We start from the raw sequence: 15415 nt of genomic DNA, 5'->3' as shown, positions 1-15415 counted from the left end.
CCAAGCAGAGTGGGACCGCAGTGTCCCGCAGTATCAATAATCATGACCGAGGGTAAAGATGAACATCAAGACGATGGCGCAAGCCGTGGGGATAGGCATGGCGCTGCTGGCGCAGCAAGCCGTGGCGCAAGAGCAGCGGGAGCCGCAGGGCGGCGATGGCAAGGTGGTGTTCCAGCCACTGAATATTTCCGGCGAAGCGGTGGCGGCCGAGCAGGCGGCGCTGGAAAAACCGGGCGCGTTCAGCAGCCGCGGCGCCGACACGAAGCTGCAGTCGCTCGACAACGTGGTGCGCGGCATTCCGGGAACCTTCACCCAGATCGATCCGGGCCAGGGCGCCATCAGCGTCAACATCCGCGGCCTGTCCGGCTATGGCCGCGTGAACATGATGGTCGACGGCATCAGCCAGAACTATTACGGCAGTTCGCCGTCCGAGGTGTCGCACGGCGCCGTCCCGAGCAGCCAGTTCGGCGCGCTGATCGACCCGAATTTCATCGTCGGCGTCGACGTTTCGCGCGGTAACCCGGCGGGGGCGGACGGCATCAACGCCCTGGCCGGCAGCGCCAACTTCCGCACCATCGGCGTCGACGACGTGGTCTTCTCCGGCAAGCAGTACGGCGCGCGCAGCAAGATGTTGGTGGGCAGCAACGGCACGGGGCGCAGCGGCATGCTGGCGGTGGCCGGCAAAACCAGCGCCTTCGGCGACGGCGGCAGCGTCGGCTTCATGGCGGCCGCCAGCACCAGCAGCATCGGCGCCAGCTATCAAAATGGCAAGGGCACCGACAGCGGGGAGTTCGGTTTCGGCTACAACCAGTCCTACAAGCAAAATCCCAAGTCGCAACTGCTGAAGCTGGAACTCAAGCTCAACGCCTTCCACTCGGCCGAACTGGCGGCCCGCGCCTACCGCAACAAGTTCACGCGGCGCGACATCGCCAGCGACGATTTTTACATCAAATACAATTATTCGCCGTTTTCCGAGTTGGTCAATTTGAATGTGACCGCCAGTAGCGGTCATGGCAACCAGAAGTTCATGCCGGGCGCCGCGTTCACCTTCATCAACTCGAACACGGAAAACAAGTCCGACGCCATCGACATCAACAACACCAGCAAGTTCAACCTGGCCGGCGGCGACGTGAGCTTGAACTATGGCGGCAAGCTGATGCGCAACAAGTATTCCAAGCACGTCGAAAGCTTGATCGAGGACCCGAAGGCGAACTGGGAAGCGATTGAAAACAATCCCTTCGGCCCGGAAGGCGTGCAAAAGATTTCCAGCCTGTACGCGGGAATGGAGTTCAACAAGGGGATTTACCAGTTGAGCGCCGGCTTGAACTATACAAGTTACACGCTGAGCGGCTACAAGCCGGCGTGCGACGAGCGCGTCCAGTGCTTCCCCCAGGGCGCCGCGCACATCGACTTGAAGGAGCGCGGCGTCGGCCCGTCGCTGCTGTTGTCGGCCGATGTGAAGCCGTGGTTCCAGCCCTTCTTCAGCTTCGCCAAGACCATGCGCGGGCCGAATCCGCAGGAGGTGTTCTTCGCCAACGACGGTGGCGCCTCGATGAATCCGTTCTTGAAGGGCGAGAAATCGACGACCTATCAGCTGGGCTTCCATTCGGCCGGGCACGGCCTGCTGTTCAAGGACGACGCCTTGCGCTACAAGGCTGTCTACTACCGCAGCAAGGTCGACGGCTATATTTCCAGCCAATCCTATGTGATATGCAAGGGGGGGCGGAAGTGCCGTGTTGCCGAGGTGCAGGGGGCGGACGGCGAGACATTGTCCAGCGAGAAAATGTCGGACTATGTGACGACCATGTATATCTACACCAATTCGACGACGCCGGTGCACACCAGCGGCATCGAACTGGAGGCCGATTACAGGGTCGGCGTCGCCTATGCCCGCCTGTCGTACAGCAAGGAAAAGACCAGCCAGCCGACCTCGATCGCCAGCGGCTGGTTCGGCGCCGGCGACATCAGCGAGTTGCCGGACGTGTATTACAGCATCGACGCCGGCGTCAAATTATTGGGCGACAAGCTCACGCTGGGCGGCATCGTCAAGCACACGGGCAATAACCGCCGCCTCTCGCCCGAACTCGCGGAAAGTACGGTGACGGGGGATATCGAGAAGGTGGCGAACGCCAAAACGCCGGTGCTCATCGATTTGTACGGCAGTTATCAGGTGAGCAAGAACCTGTTCCTGCGCCTGTCCGTGCAAAACTTGATGAACAAGGATTATTCCGAGGCATTGAACCGGCTGAACTCGATGCCCTCGCAAGCGAGCGAGAACACGCCGGCGAACACGGCGCGCAGCCGCACCTATGTGGCGGGGCTGGAGTACCGCTTCTAGGCGCAAAACTGCGCCTGGGGTCTGACCCGTTTTTGGGGTCAAACCCCCGCTTTGTAGCGTCACCGTTTTTTTTGGCCTGCCCCCGCTTTTTTAGCGTCAAAGCCGGGGTCTGACCCAAAAAACGGGTCAGACCCCCGTGCGGCGCCGCCGGCTTAGTGCGGGGTGTCGTAGTAGCGGTGAATTTCCGAGGCCCACGCCGGGTTCGCCATGTTCGGCCAGTGGCCGGCGTCGAAGCCGGGCGCGCTGTCCAGGCGTTCCTTGTCGATGTTCAGCGTGAAGCGTTTGTTGACGGTGTCCAGGGTCAGCGCGTCCCAGGGCACGGCGAAGAGTTTTTCGCCTATCGTGAAAACGCCGCCGTGCGACAGCACCGCATAGGCGATTTTGCCGCTGCGCATGTCGAGCATGATTTCCTTGATGTCGCCGAGGTGTTCGTCCTTGAGGTTGTGGACATGGTCGCCGATCAAGGTGTCGGCGCCCATCAGTTCGGGGCCGGGGCCTTTGTGGCCGGAATCGACATACACGCCCTGCATATCGCGATCTTCGTAGCTCATGTTGACCTCCCGTAGAAAGATGAGCCTATAGATTGCCAGCGCGCCATGGCGCGGTCTGTTCGATGCCCCACATATATAGTGAATTGGAAATGTTGCGCGTCGGCGCGGCGCGGCGCCCGAGTCCGATGTTGTTGTGCGATTGCTGCATGGGGGCGGGCTTTGGCCGCCGTTGCCGGGTTTTTTTCCGTACGGGGTAAGAATGCCGGCCGGCGTTTAGTGTATAATTTCAATTTCCCGCACGTGCCGTTCGGCACTATCCGCAATGACCAAATTTGTCTTCGTCACTGGCGGCGTCGTGTCTTCCCTTGGTAAAGGGATTGCCGCCGCCTCTCTCGCCGCGATCCTCGAATCGCGCGGCCTTAAAGTCACCATGCTCAAGCTCGACCCGTATATCAACGTCGACCCTGGCACGATGAGCCCTATGCAACACGGTGAAGTGTTCGTCACCGACGACGGGGCCGAAACCGACCTCGACCTCGGCCACTACGAGCGTTTCATCTCGACCCGGATGAAGAAGGTGAACAACTTCACCACCGGCCAGATCTATGAATCGGTGATCCGCAAGGAACGCCGCGGCGAATATCTGGGCAAGACGGTGCAAGTGATCCCTCACATCACCAATGAAATCCAGGACTACATCTACCGCGGCGCCGAAGGCTTCGACGTGGCGCTGGTGGAAATCGGCGGCACCGTCGGCGATATCGAGTCGCTGCCCTTCCTCGAAGCGGCGCGCCAGCTGAGCCTGCGCGCCGGCCGCAAGTCGTCCGCTTTCGTCCACCTGACGCTGGTGCCTTACCTGCAGTCGGCCGGCGAACTGAAGACCAAGCCGACCCAGCACAGCGTGCAAAAGCTGCGCGAGATCGGCATTTCGCCGAACGCGCTGCTGTGCCGCGCCGACCGGCAGATTCCCGACGACGAAAGGGCGAAGATTTCCCTGTTCTCGAACGTCGAGGAAAAGGCCGTCATTTCCGTGTGGGACGCCGACACCATCTACAAAGTGCCGCAAATGCTGCACGACCAGGGCCTCGACGCGATCGTCTGCGAAGCCTTGGGCCTGGACCCGGCGCCGGCCGACCTGTCGATGTGGAGCAAGCTGATCTACGCGCTGGAGCATCCGAAGGCGGAAGTGACCATCGGCATGGTCGGCAAGTATGTCGAGCTGACCGAGTCCTACAAGTCGCTGACGGAAGCGCTGCGCCACGCCGGCATCCACACGGAAAGCCGCGTCAACATCGAATACCTCGACTCGGAAGAGATCGAGGCGAAGGGCTGCGCCGAGCTGTCGAAGTATGACGCGATCCTGGTGCCGGGCGGCTTCGGCAAGCGCGGCGTCGAAGGCAAGATCGCGGCGGCCCGTTTCGCCCGCGAAAACAAGATCCCCTACCTGGGCATCTGCCTCGGCATGCAGGTGGCGCTGATCGAATACGCCCGCCACATGGCCGGCATGACGAACGCCAACTCGACCGAATTCGACCTGGACACCGATCAGCCCGTCGTCGCCCTGATCAACGAGTGGCAAAACCACGACGGCAAGGTCGAGCTGCGCGACGAGAATTCGGACCTGGGCGGCACGATGCGCCTGGGCGCGCAAACCTGCGCCGTCAATCCGGGCACGCTGGCCGCGGAAATCTACGGCAGCGTCGTTACGGAGCGCCACCGCCACCGTTACGAAGCCAACAACCATTACCTCGGCCGCGTCGAAGCGGCCGGCATGGTGGTGTCGGCCCGCACGCCGAGCGAAGACCTGTGCGAGATCATGGAATTGCCGCGCGCCGCCCACCCTTGGTATATGGGCGTGCAGTACCATCCGGAGTTCAAGTCGACGCCGCGCACCGGCCATCCTTTGTTCACCTCGTTCATCAATGCCGCCCTGGCGCACCAAGCCGCCGGCGGCACCACCGTATCGCACCTGCATGCCGTCGCCGGCACTGCCTTAGGAGATGCAGCATGAAATTATGCGGATTTGACGTCGGCCTCGACCAGCCGTTCTTCCTCATCGCCGGCACCTGCGTGATCGAATCGCGCCAGATGGCCTTCGACACGGCCGGCGCGCTGAAGGAAATGACGGCCGAGCTGGGCATCCCCTTCATCTACAAGTCCTCGTTCGACAAGGCCAACCGTTCCTCGGGCACTTCGTTCCGCGGCCTTGGCATGGACAAGGGCCTGGAGATTTTGGGCGACGTCAAACGCGAGCTGGGTGTGCCGGTGCTGACCGACATCCACGCCGTCGAGGAAATCGCCGCCGTCTCGGCCGTCGTCGACGTGCTGCAGACGCCGGCCTTCCTGTGCCGCCAGACGGATTTCATCACGGCATGCGCCCAGTCGGGCCTGCCGGTGAACATCAAGAAGGGCCAGTTCCTGGCCCCGGGCGACATGAAAAACGTCATCGACAAGGCGCGCGCCGCCGCCCGCGCCAAGGGTTTATTGGAAGATAACTTCATGGCCTGCGAACGCGGCGTGTCGTTTGGCTACAATAACCTGGTGTCGGACATGCGCTCGCTGGCCATCATGCGCGAATCGGCTTGCCCGGTCGTCTTCGACGCCACCCACTCGGTGCAGTTGCCGGGCGGCCAGGGCAGCTCGTCCGGCGGCCAGCGCGAATTCGTGCCGGTGCTGGCGCGCGCCGCCGTCGCCGTCGGCGTCGCCGGCCTGTTCATGGAAACCCATCCGAACCCGGCCGTGGCGCTGTCGGACGGCCCGAACGCCGTGCCGCTGGGGCGCATGAAGGAATTGCTGTCGACGCTGATCGACCTGGACCGCATCACCAAGCGCGCTGGCTTCCTGGAAAACAGCTTCGTTTGAGCGGCCCGGATGGACTGGCCCGGCGTGCTTCCACGCCGGGAATCCCTATTGCTAGTTGCATAGTGCGACAACGCGCTGCGCTGAGACCTGTTACGCTTAACTTTGGAGAATGACATGAGTGCTATCGTTGATATTATCGGCCGTGAAATCATTGATTCGCGCGGCAATCCGACCGTCGAATGCGACGTCTTGCTGGAATCCGGTGTGATGGGCCGCGCGGCCGTGCCGTCGGGTGCCTCGACGGGCTCGCGCGAAGCGATGGAGTTGCGCGACGGCGACATGAAACGCTACTTCGGCAAGGGCGTGCTGCAAGCCTGCGAAAACATCAACACGGAAATCTCGGAAGCGATCATGGGCCTGGACGCCAATGAGCAAGCCTTCCTGGACCGCACGCTGATCGACCTGGACGGCACGGAAAACAAGAGCCGCCTGGGCGCCAACGCGATCCTGGCCGTCTCGATGGCCGTCGCCAAGGCCGCCGCCGAAGAGGCCGGCCTGCCTTTGTACCGCTACTTCGGCGGTTCGGGCGCGATGCAGATGCCGGTGCCGATGATGAACGTCATCAACGGCGGCGCCCACGCCGACAACAACCTCGATATTCAGGAATTCATGATTATCCCGGTCGGCGCGCCCAGCTTCAAGGAAGCCATCCGCTACGGCGCGGAAGTGTTCCACACGCTGAAGAAGATCCTGCACAAGAAGGGCTTGACGACGGCCGTCGGCGACGAGGGCGGTTTCGCCCCGTCGGTGGCGAACCACGAAGAGGCGATCAAGCTGATCATCCAGGCCATCGAAGAGGCCGGTTACGAGCCGGGCACGCAAATCGCGCTGGGCCTGGACTGTGCCGCCAGCGAGTTCTACAAGAACGGCAAGTACGAGCTGGAAGGCGAGGGCCTGAGCCTGACGGCGACCGACTTCAGCAATCTGCTGGCGACCTGGTGCGACAAGTATCCGATCATCTCGATCGAAGACGCGATGGCCGAGGGCGACTGGGAAGGCTGGGCGATCCTGACGGACATGCTGGGCAAGAAGGTGCAACTGGTCGGCGACGACCTGTACGTGACCAACACGAAGATCCTGAAGGAAGGCATCCAGAAGGGCATCGCCAACTCGATCCTGATCAAGATCAACCAGATCGGCACGCTGACGGAAACCTTCGCCGCCATCGAAATGGCCAAGCGCGCCGGCTACACGGCCGTCATTTCGCACCGCTCCGGCGAGACGGAAGACTCGACCATCGCCGACATCGCCGTCGGCACCAATGCGCTGCAGATCAAGACGGGCTCGATGTCGCGTTCGGACCGCATGGCCAAGTACAACCAGCTGCTGCGCATCGAGGAAGACCTGGGCGACATCGCCAGCTATCCGGGCCGCGACGCTTTCTATAACCTCAAGTAATGCCACCCAAACCGGCCGGATCGATACCGGCCGGTTTTTATTCCCATGCGTCTGATTACGCTCGCACTCGCGGCCCTGCTATTGTTGATTCAATTCCCGCTGTGGATAGGCAAGGGGGGATGGCTGCGCGTGTCCGACCTGGAAGGCCAGGTCGAATTGGCGCAAAAGAAGAATGTGGAACTGAAAGCCCGTAACGCCAAGCTCGATTCCGAAGTGCGCGACCTGAAGGACGGCACCGGCGCGGTCGAGGAGCGTGCCCGTTATGAACTGGGCATGGTCAAACAAAACGAGATTTTCGTGCAAATCGTCGGCAAGGGCCAGACGCCTCCTGCGGTGCCTGCCGCGGCGACTGCGCCGGCAGCGGCCGACTCGCCCAATCTGGACTGACCTTAGCCCTGGGGACGGAGGAACCGATGTTCAACTCTGCATCCCGAAGGGCTCAACTCTACTGCTGGTACTGCGCTTGCTGCGGGTACTGCCATGACTGCCGCTACTACCGTATTAGCAATGCTTCTACTGCTCTGGCTGATTAGCCGCGCGATGCCATGAAACGCAATTCGGCCGACAGGTTCGGCATGGTCGACTCGTAGCGGTTCGCTTCGGCGTACAGGGCGGCGATATCGCGTGCCCGTTCGCGTGGCGAGAACTTGGCCTTGACGCGTGCCGACAGGCTGGTGGCGCCGGCTTCTTTGACGGCCAGTTCCTGGTACGGTTTAACGGCCAGCAATGCTGCCAGCAGGGCGCGGGCCGCGGCGCCGACTTTGCTCAGGTAGCCGGCGCTGTTGTTGGCTTGGGTGGGGAAGGTTGCGACTGAGGACATGGTGAACTCCTTAAAGAAATAGTGATGTTGCATTGCACAATATCGGAGTCCTGGTTATGCGTCCAATTTCGATTTCCAATTTCAGAAATTCACAAGATAAATAATAGGGGCGTAGCGGCCCTGTTTTGCCGCGCGAAAATAAATTGATCTAGGGCAATTTTTGTCGCGCCGGCGCCCGTCCCGGACGGGACGGCGGCGCCGGCATGGCCCGCTCAGGCGCCGACGACGAGCCGGCCCAGGCCGGGGTCGTCGCTGAAGAAGCCGTCGATGCCGGCGTCGAGATAGCGCCGCATCTCCGCCACGGAGCCGGCCTCGTTGCGGGCGTTTTCGCCATTGCCGTCGCGGAAATCCGCCGCCAGGAAGCGGTTTTCCGGCCGGAAGGTCCAGGTCTGCACGAGCAGCCCGGCGCGGTGGGCGTCGGCCACCAGGGCCGTCGGCGCGGCCAGGCGGCCGTCCTTGTCGACCGGAATCACGGCGCGGTGCGGCGGCGCCACCACGTCGGCGTAGCCGGCGATGTCGCGCAGGCCGGCCGGCGTCATCATCTGCTCGAACGTCAGTTGCCCGCCGGACGCGGCGACGTCGGCCGGGCGCAGCGGCCCGCCGACCAGCAGTTGCATCAGGCGCAGGTTGGCGCGCCGTCCCAGCTTGCCGCGCAGGTATTTCAGGTTGGCCACCTCGAAGGACTGGATGCTGAGCGGCGCGCGGCGCGTGTATTCGTGCGCCAGCAGCGTGGCGACAAAGCGCTCTTCCAGCGCCAGGCCGGCCGCGGCGAAGTAGGTCGAGCTCTTCAGCTCCGGCACGAGGCCGATGACGCGCCCCGTGGCGGCCGACGCGGCGGCGACGAAATCGATGATCTCCTCCCAGGTCGGGATCTGGAACTGGCCGTCGTATAGGGTGTTGCCCGGCCTGACCTTCGGCAGGCGCTCGACGGCGCGCAGGGTTTTCAGCTCGGCCAGCGTGAAGTCGTCGACGAACCAGCCTTCGTGGCTCTCGCCGTCGACCGTCTTCCTGCCGCGGCGGGCGGCGAATTCCGGCCGCCGCGCCACGTCGGTGGTGTCGACCAGATTGCTTTCGTGGCGCGCCACCAGCACGCCGTCGCGGGTCGCGACGAGGTCCGGCTCGATGTAGTCGGCGCCGTCGTGGATGGCCTTGGCGTAGGCGGCCAGCGTATGCTCGGGGCGCAGCGCGCTGGCGCCGCGGTGGGCGAACACCAGCGGCCGGGCCGGTGGCGGCGCCAGCGTCGCGGCCAGCGCGGGCAGGGCGGCCAGCGCCAGGCCGCCGGCGCCGGCCTGGACGAAGCGGCGCCGCGACAGCGCGCGCGGCGGCGGCAGGAGCGGGCCCATCAGAAGTCCGCCGTCACGGTCAGGAAGCCCTGGCGCGGGGCGATCGGGAAGGTGTTGTAGGTCTTTTCGGCCGCGCCGACAACGACGTTGGAGGTGCCGCGGCGGTTCGCCAGGTTGCTGACGTTGACGCGCCAGCGCGGGTTCTTCAGCCAGCCGGCCGCCAGCGGCAGCTGGCCGGAGATGCCCAGGCTCATCAGGAAGTAGGCCGGTTCCGACAGATCGTTCGTATAGGTTGCGTAGCGCTTGCCCACATAGTCTCCGATCAGTTGCACTTCGACTCCGCTGAAATTGGCGCTGGCGGCGAATTTGTTCATCCACGCCGGCGCGCCGGGCACGGTCTTGCCGGCCGTCTTCACGACGGCCGCGCCGTTGTTGTAGTTGTCAGAATACAGGGAACGGTTGTACGACAGCGCATTGTAGAACGAGAAGCGGCGCCCGAAGTGCAGCGTGCCGGCGATGTCGATGCCGTCGGTGCGCACGCTGCCGACGTTGGCCAGCACCGGGTTGCCGCCGATGATGGAGAGGATCACCGGGGTCGGGCTGATCTGCAGCAGGCGGTTGCTGAAGTCGACGTGGTAGAGGTTGATCTGGCCGTCGATGGCCGTGACTGGGCCGAAGTCGAGCCGGTGGTTGCCGCGCACGCCGATTTCATAGGTGAGCGAGGTTTCCGGTTTGGCCTCGGCCTTGAACAGGTCGAAGGCGGCCTGGCTGGCCAGGCTCCAGGGCGAGGCGCCGCCGCCGCCGTAGGTGACGAACTGGCGCAGGTTCTTTTGGATGTTCAGGTAGACCTGGTCTTGCGGCGTGACATCCCAGCGCGCGCCCACTTGCGGCAGGAACCATTTCTTCGTGATGATCTCGCCCACCGGCAGGGCCGTCGAGCCGTTGGCGATAGCGCCCTTGGCCGGCTGCACGGGGAAGCGCCCCTCGGCAAACTGCAGGCTCGACTTGAAGCCGGCTTGCAGCGCGAGTTCCGGGCTGATCTTCCACTCGTCCTGCAGGTGCAACTGCACGACCTTGTTGTCGATTTCGCTGCCGTACTGGGTGATGAGGGGATGGGCCGGGCGGTCGTAGGGCGAGCTCGGCTGCTTGACGTCCAGCGCGTACCAGCGGCGGTAGGCCGAGGAGCGGTTGCGTTCCAGCCAGACGCCGAGCTCGATCTGGTGCGCGCCGAGCTCCTTGCGCAGGGTCGACAGCAGGCCGCCGCGGCGGATCTCGTATTCCGTCGTGCGCACGGCGTAGCCGGAGTTGCCGAACACCTGCTTCAGGTTTTGCTTCGGATAGTAGACGCCGAACAGGGCCGGCAGGCCGGCCACGCCGATCGGGCCGGCGACGACGCCGACGCCGTCGTCGTGGTGGTAATAGATCTGGTTCGACCAGCTCAGCGTGTCGCTCAGCGTGGCGTCGAACTTGGCATAACCCAGGTAGTCGGTGCGCTGGGCGTCGCTGTAGTAGTTGCGGTAGTTGCTGCCGTCGGCGGCCGGCGTGGCGCCCGTCGGCGACAGGTATTGCAGGGCCGCGTCGAAGTTGGGGTAGAGGAAGGGCCGGGTGTAGGGCGCGTTGCTGTCGCCGGCCACGCGCACGGTGCTGTCCTCGTTCGGCTCGATCTTGTCGGAGTAGTTGAAGAACAGCGTCAGCTTGCCGGCCGCGCTCTTGTTGACGAGCTTGGCGTTGACCTGGTCGCCGCCCTGCTTGCCGTCGAAGTCCCAGGCGCGCGCCTTGTGGTGCAGCGCCGACAGGTAGGCCGTGTTGCCGTCGCCGAAATCGCCGGTGTCGACGCGCACGAAGGTGCGGCTGGTCGCGTGGCTGCCGACGGTTTGCTGCAGGTTCACGTTGCGCCTGGCCAGCGGCTCGCTGGAAAAGGTTTCGATGGTGCCGCCCAGATTGCTCGTCGAGGCCGTCGCCAGGTCGCCGGCGCCCGACGACAGCACGACGCTGCGGACGTTTTCGCTGATGACGGCGCGCTGCGGCGACAGGCCGTTGTAGTTGCCGTATTGCTGGTCGCCCAGCGGCACGCCATCCATCGTGTAACCCAGTTGCTGGCCGCTGAAGCCGTGCACGAACAGCGACAGGTTTTGCTCGTTGTTGCCCCACGGGTCGGCCGTCTGGAAGCTGACGCCGGGCAGGGTTTGCAGGGCTTTCAGCGGATTGGTGCCGGGCAGGATTTTCTCGATTTCGCTCTTGCTCAGGGCCACCGAGGAGCGCGTCTTGCGCGACTGGATCTCGACGACGGCGATCGGCGCGGCGGCGGCGCCGGCGGGCGCGGCCATTTCGGCCGCCGCCGACGCGACGGCGGCGGCCGCCACCGTCTGCGCCGGCGCGGGGCCGGCCAGCGCGGCCGCGCACACGGTGGCGGCGGCGAGGGAGGAGGTGCGGCGCGACGCCGGCAGCAGTTTCTTGTTCATCGGTCAGCCTGTAGAAAAACACAATGGGGGGACGGTGCGACGCTGCGCAGCGTAAACAGCTTGTGTGACGGCTTGATGACGAAATGAAAAGAAATGCGGCGGCGGCCCCGCCCGCGGACGGACGGGGCGGGGGGATCAGTGCTTGATGGTGCTGGCGGGGAGCAGCGCCTCGGCCGGCGCGTCGGTGACGAACAATTGCGCGCAATCGACCTTGTCGAAGGCATAATGCTGGCCGCAGAAGTCGCAGTTGACGCTCACTTCGCCGAACTCGGCCAGTGTGCCGTCGACCTCTTCCTGGCCCAGCAGCTTGAGCATATTGCCGACCTTTTCGCGCGTGCAACTGCAATGGAAGCTCGGGTGGGTGGGCTCGAAGACGCGGATGGTTTCCTCCCAGAACAGGCGCTGCAGCAGGGTGTCGATGTCGGTGGCCAGCATTTCCTCCTGCTTCAGCGTGGACGCCAGCATCACGGCGCGGTGCCAGGTTTCCAGCGCATCCTCCTCCGACAGCGGCACGGCCTCGGCCTTGCCGCCGTGGTGGGGCAGTTTTTGCAGCAGCAGGCCGCGCGCGGTCGTGTCGTCCGTGGCCAGCCACAGCTTGGTGTCGAGCTGCTCCGAACGCAACATGTAATTCTCGATGACCGTCGACAAGTCGTCGCCGTCCAGGGGCACGATGCCCTGGTAGGGTTGCTGGCCCGGCATCTTGTCGAGCGGGTCCAGGGTGATGATGAAGCGGCCGCGGCCGTTCTCATTGAGCAGGTCTTGCAGCGTCGCGTCGGCGCCGATGCGCGCCTTCGGATCGAGCTTGGCGGTGGCGCGCAGGCGCAGCTCGGCGTCGCACTCGACGACCATCAGGCGCACCGGGCCGTCGCCGTGGATCTGCATGATGATGGAACCGTTGAACTTCAGGTTGGCCGACAGCAAGGCCGCGGCGGCCACCATCTCGCCGAGCACCGCTTGCACGGCCGGCGGATACTTATTGTGCGACAACACCTCGCGCCACGTGGCGGAAATGTCGATGAACTCGCCGCGCACGGCGGCATTATCGAAAATAAATTTTTGCAGCGTGTCTTTGTTGGCGTCTGTCGTCATTGTGTCTTATCCAATCTTAGTAAGTTGCGTCTTAAACAGCTGGGCGCGCTGCACATAACTGCTGGCGCTGCCCTGCAAACGCAGGATCTCGTCTTCCGTCAAGGGCCGCACGGCCTTCGCCGGCGAGCCGATGATCAGCATATTGTCCGGAAATTCCTTGCCCTCCGTCACCAGCGCGCCGGCGCCGACCAGGCAACCCTTGCCGATCCTGGCGCCGTTCAGCACGACGGCCTGGATGCCGACCAGGGCGCCGTCGCCGATGCTGCAGCCATGCAACATCGCCTGGTGGCCGACCGTCACATTGCGGCCCAGGGACAAGGGGAAGCCCATATCCGTGTGCAGCACGGCGGCCTCCTGCACATTGCTATTCTCGCCAATGCTGATACGCTCATTATCGCCGCGCAAGGTCGCACCGAACCAGACCGAGGCGTTGGCGGCGATGCTGACCTTGCCGATGATGGCGGCGGAATCGGCGACGAAAGCGGAGGCGGCGATCTGCGGCGCGTGCTCGCCGAATTGGTAGATAGTCATAAGCGGCCCGGAAAAAGCGTTGGAATCGCGCTATTTTACGCCCTCGCCGGCACTTTCCGCCCACCAACAATGGGGTCAGGTCTAGACATGGCGGTTTCGGCGTGGAAAACCGCCATGTCTAGACCTGACCCCATTGTTGTAATGCGTTACAATGGAACGGCCGTGCTTTTTTCTTGGCCATGTTGCCAGTGGTAAATGGTGGCGGGGCACTTACTTTCAAGGTGGAATGATTATGTTGCAGTCTCGCTCAGAGTTTATCCCCGTGCGCGGTGTGCGCACCCATGTCCGCCATTGGGGCAGGGAGGGCGCGCCGAAGTTGTTTATGGTGCATGGCTGGATGGATGTGTCGGCGTCGTTCCAGTTCGTCGTCGATGCGCTGCAGGGCGACTGGCATGTGATCGCGCCCGATTGGCGCGGCTTCGGCTTGAGCGCGCGGACGCAGGCGGATACTTACTGGTTTCCCGACTATGTCGCCGATCTCGACGCCATCTTGCGCCATTATGCGCCCGACGAGGCCGTCAATCTGCTCGGCCATAGCATGGGCGGCAATGTCGTCGGCATTTACGCCGGCGCCCGCCCGCAGCGCATCCGCAAGTTGATCAATCTGGAGGGCTTCGGCTTGCCCGCCAGCCGGCCCGAGCAGGCGCCGGGGCGCTATGCGAAGTGGCTCGACGAGTTGCTCGCGCCGGCCGTGATGCATCCCTATCCGGACCGTCAGGCCGTCGCCGCGCGCCTGCAAAAGACCAATCCGCGCCTGTCCGACGCGCGCGCCGATTTCCTGTCCCGCCACTGGGCCGCGCAAAACGCCGACGGCCAGTGGGAGATTCTCGGCGATCCGCTGCATAAGCACGCCAGCCCCCTGCCTTATCATGTCGAGGATTTCATGGCCTGCTGGAGCGCGATCACGGCGCCCGTGCTGTGGGTCGAGGCGGACGACACGAATATGTGGTTGTGGATGGGGCCGAAGCCGCAGGCGCGCGTCGAGATCGACCGCCGCCTCGGCTTCCTGAAGGATGTGACGACGAAGATGATGGCCGACGCCGGCCATATGCTGCACCACGACCAGCCGGAGGCGCTGGCGCGGATGATCGAGGAGTTTCTCGGCTGAGGCGGCGCCGGGGGCGGACCGCGATTTCCGGGCGCGGTTTGCCGAAAACCGCGCTCCGTCCCCGGCTGTTGGCAAGCAGCGTACAATGGGGTTTTCCCCGTTTCGCTGGCGCAAGGCCGTGTGTTTGTATGCTTAATGTTGATCTTCATTGCCATTCCACTATTTCCGACGGGGTGCTGGCGCCAGCCGCCGTGGCCGCTTACGCGCACCGGGCCGGCGTCGACGTCTGGGCCTTGACCGACCATGACGAGGTGTCCGGCGTGGCCGCCGCCCGCGCCGCCGCCGCCGGGCTGGGCATGCGTTTCGTCGCCGGCGTCGAGATTTCCATCACCTGGGCCGGCGAGACCGTGCATATCGTCGGCCTGCAGATCGACGAGGCCAACGCCGCGCTGGTGCAGGGCCTGGCCCGCACGCGCGCCGGCCGCGACGCGCGCGGGCGCGAGATCGCCGCCCAGCTGGCCCTGGCCGGCATTCCCGGCGCCTACGAGGGCGCGCTGCGCTTCGTCGGCAATCCCGATCTGATGTCGCGCACGCATTTCGCCCGCTATATTGTCGAGTGCGGCAAGTGCGCGAATATTCCCGAGGTGTTCCGCAAGTACCTGTCCGAGGGCAAGCCGGGCTATGTGGCGCACCGCTGGGCCACGCTGGCCGACGCCGTCGGCTGGATCCGCGGCGCCGGCGGCCTGGCCGTCATCGCCCACCCGGGCCGCTACCGTTTCAGCGACACGGCCCAGGGCGCGCTGTTCGACGAGTTCAAGCAGCTGGGCGGCGTCGCCATCGAGGTCGTCACGGGCAGCCACAGCCGCGACCAGTATCCCGAGTACGCGCGGCTGGCCAACGACTACGGCTTTCTCGCCTCGCGCGGCACGGATTTCCACGCGCCGGGCGAGGCGCGCGTGGATTTCGCGCTGCTGCCGCCGCTGCCGTCCCACGTGACGCCGATCTGGCACGACTGGTTTTAAGGCCGCCGCGCGCCGGCGCGGCCTTGTTTTTCGCGCCGGCGCGCCTACTTTATGCGCATGCCATTATAATT

13 protein-coding genes are annotated in these 15415 nt (G+C 64.2%); 7 read left to right on the top strand and 6 right to left on the bottom strand.

What is annotated here, in order from left to right; translation table 11 throughout:
• Positions 1-58: 58 nt before the first annotated feature.
• Positions 59-2338 (top strand): TonB-dependent receptor domain-containing protein, encoded by a 2280-nt coding sequence (locus OIK44_RS16635; protein ID WP_273672254.1) that lies wholly within the window; start codon positions 59-61, stop codon positions 2336-2338.
• Positions 2339-2490: 152 nt separating this feature from the next.
• On the opposite strand, the gene OIK44_RS16630 is transcribed toward OIK44_RS16635, so the two are convergent.
• Positions 2491-2889: a PRC-barrel domain-containing protein gene (locus tag OIK44_RS16630; RefSeq protein WP_273672253.1), complete on the bottom strand. Its 399-nt coding sequence runs from the start codon at positions 2887-2889 to the stop codon at positions 2491-2493.
• A gap of 262 nt (positions 2890-3151) precedes the next feature.
• On the opposite strand from OIK44_RS16630, the gene OIK44_RS16625 reads away from it, so the two are divergent.
• The 4 genes from OIK44_RS16625 (at position 3152) to ftsB (ending at position 7476) form a co-directional block, all read left to right on the top strand.
• Entirely contained in the window at positions 3152-4840 is a 1689-nt protein-coding gene (locus OIK44_RS16625) for a CTP synthase (protein ID WP_273672252.1), read from the top strand.
• Positions 4837-5691 (top strand): 3-deoxy-8-phosphooctulonate synthase, encoded by an 855-nt coding sequence (gene kdsA / locus OIK44_RS16620; protein ID WP_273672250.1) that lies wholly within the window; start codon positions 4837-4839, stop codon positions 5689-5691. The genes OIK44_RS16625 and kdsA overlap by 4 nt, the downstream gene beginning before the upstream one ends.
• 114 nt (positions 5692-5805) lie before the next feature.
• On the top strand, positions 5806-7089 hold the full coding sequence (gene eno, locus OIK44_RS16615) for a phosphopyruvate hydratase (RefSeq protein ID WP_273672248.1): 1284 nt from the start codon (positions 5806-5808) through the stop codon (positions 7087-7089).
• 45 nt (positions 7090-7134) lie between these two features.
• Positions 7135-7476 carry a cell division protein FtsB gene (ftsB, locus tag OIK44_RS16610; protein ID WP_273672246.1) on the top strand — a complete coding sequence of 114 codons (342 nt, stop codon included), beginning with the start codon at positions 7135-7137 and terminating at the stop codon, positions 7474-7476.
• A 142-nt stretch (positions 7477-7618) separates the two neighbouring features.
• On the opposite strand, the gene OIK44_RS16605 is transcribed toward ftsB, so the two are convergent.
• The 5 genes from OIK44_RS16605 to OIK44_RS16585 all read right to left on the bottom strand — a co-directional run bounded on the left by OIK44_RS16605 (position 7619) and on the right by OIK44_RS16585 (position 13274).
• Entirely contained in the window at positions 7619-7909 is a 291-nt protein-coding gene (locus tag OIK44_RS16605) for a hypothetical protein (RefSeq protein ID WP_273672244.1), read from the bottom strand.
• Positions 7910-8121: 212 nt separating this feature from the next.
• Complete coding sequence (locus OIK44_RS16600; protein WP_273672242.1) at positions 8122-9252, bottom strand: glycerophosphodiester phosphodiesterase; 1131 nt, start codon at positions 9250-9252, stop codon at positions 8122-8124.
• Complete coding sequence (locus tag OIK44_RS16595) at positions 9252-11654, bottom strand: TonB-dependent receptor (RefSeq protein ID WP_273672240.1); 2403 nt, start codon at positions 11652-11654, stop codon at positions 9252-9254. Before OIK44_RS16595 ends, OIK44_RS16600 begins: the two co-directional genes overlap by 1 nt.
• A 135-nt stretch (positions 11655-11789) precedes the next feature.
• Positions 11790-12743: an Hsp33 family molecular chaperone HslO gene (gene hslO / locus OIK44_RS16590; protein WP_273672239.1), complete on the bottom strand. Its 954-nt coding sequence runs from the start codon at positions 12741-12743 to the stop codon at positions 11790-11792.
• 6 nt (positions 12744-12749) lie between these two features.
• Positions 12750-13274, bottom strand: a complete 525-nt coding sequence (locus tag OIK44_RS16585) for a gamma carbonic anhydrase family protein (protein WP_273672238.1) — start codon at positions 13272-13274, stop codon at positions 12750-12752.
• A gap of 232 nt (positions 13275-13506) precedes the next feature.
• Between OIK44_RS16585 and OIK44_RS16580 the strand changes: the two genes are divergently transcribed.
• Both OIK44_RS16580 and OIK44_RS16575 read left to right on the top strand, forming a co-directional pair.
• Complete coding sequence (locus OIK44_RS16580; protein ID WP_273672236.1) at positions 13507-14382, top strand: alpha/beta fold hydrolase; 876 nt, start codon at positions 13507-13509, stop codon at positions 14380-14382.
• Between the two features lie 128 nt (positions 14383-14510).
• Positions 14511-15344 (top strand): 3',5'-nucleoside bisphosphate phosphatase, encoded by an 834-nt coding sequence (locus OIK44_RS16575; RefSeq protein ID WP_273672234.1) that lies wholly within the window; start codon positions 14511-14513, stop codon positions 15342-15344.
• The last annotated feature ends 71 nt before the right edge of the window (positions 15345-15415 follow it).

It is taken from the genome of Janthinobacterium fluminis, assembly GCF_028595325.1.
Classification (GTDB): Bacteria; Pseudomonadota; Gammaproteobacteria; order Burkholderiales; family Burkholderiaceae_D; genus Janthinobacterium; species Janthinobacterium fluminis.
This window is presented reverse-complemented; position numbering and strand designations above follow the sequence as displayed.

Excerpts from the sequence above, each read along its gene's own strand:
- kdsA (WP_273672250.1), top strand. The coding sequence starts at position 4,837 with ATGAAATTATGCGGATTTGACGTCGGCCTCGACCAGCCGTTCTTCCTC.
- OIK44_RS16630 (WP_273672253.1), bottom strand. The coding sequence starts at position 2,889 with ATGAGCTACGAAGATCGCGATATGCAGGGCGTGTATGTCGATTCCGGC.
- ftsB (WP_273672246.1), top strand. The coding sequence starts at position 7,135 with ATGCGTCTGATTACGCTCGCACTCGCGGCCCTGCTATTGTTGATTCAA.
- OIK44_RS16625 (WP_273672252.1), top strand. The coding sequence starts at position 3,152 with ATGACCAAATTTGTCTTCGTCACTGGCGGCGTCGTGTCTTCCCTTGGT.
- OIK44_RS16605 (WP_273672244.1), bottom strand. The coding sequence starts at position 7,909 with ATGTCCTCAGTCGCAACCTTCCCCACCCAAGCCAACAACAGCGCCGGC.
- OIK44_RS16595 (WP_273672240.1), bottom strand. The coding sequence starts at position 11,654 with ATGAACAAGAAACTGCTGCCGGCGTCGCGCCGCACCTCCTCCCTCGCC.
- eno (WP_273672248.1), top strand. The coding sequence starts at position 5,806 with ATGAGTGCTATCGTTGATATTATCGGCCGTGAAATCATTGATTCGCGC.
- OIK44_RS16585 (WP_273672238.1), bottom strand. The coding sequence starts at position 13,274 with ATGACTATCTACCAATTCGGCGAGCACGCGCCGCAGATCGCCGCCTCC.
- OIK44_RS16575 (WP_273672234.1), top strand. The coding sequence starts at position 14,511 with ATGCTTAATGTTGATCTTCATTGCCATTCCACTATTTCCGACGGGGTG.
- OIK44_RS16580 (WP_273672236.1), top strand. The coding sequence starts at position 13,507 with ATGTTGCAGTCTCGCTCAGAGTTTATCCCCGTGCGCGGTGTGCGCACC.
- OIK44_RS16600 (WP_273672242.1), bottom strand. The coding sequence starts at position 9,252 with ATGGGCCCGCTCCTGCCGCCGCCGCGCGCGCTGTCGCGGCGCCGCTTC.
- hslO (WP_273672239.1), bottom strand. The coding sequence starts at position 12,743 with ATGACGACAGACGCCAACAAAGACACGCTGCAAAAATTTATTTTCGAT.
- OIK44_RS16635 (WP_273672254.1), top strand. The coding sequence starts at position 59 with ATGAACATCAAGACGATGGCGCAAGCCGTGGGGATAGGCATGGCGCTG.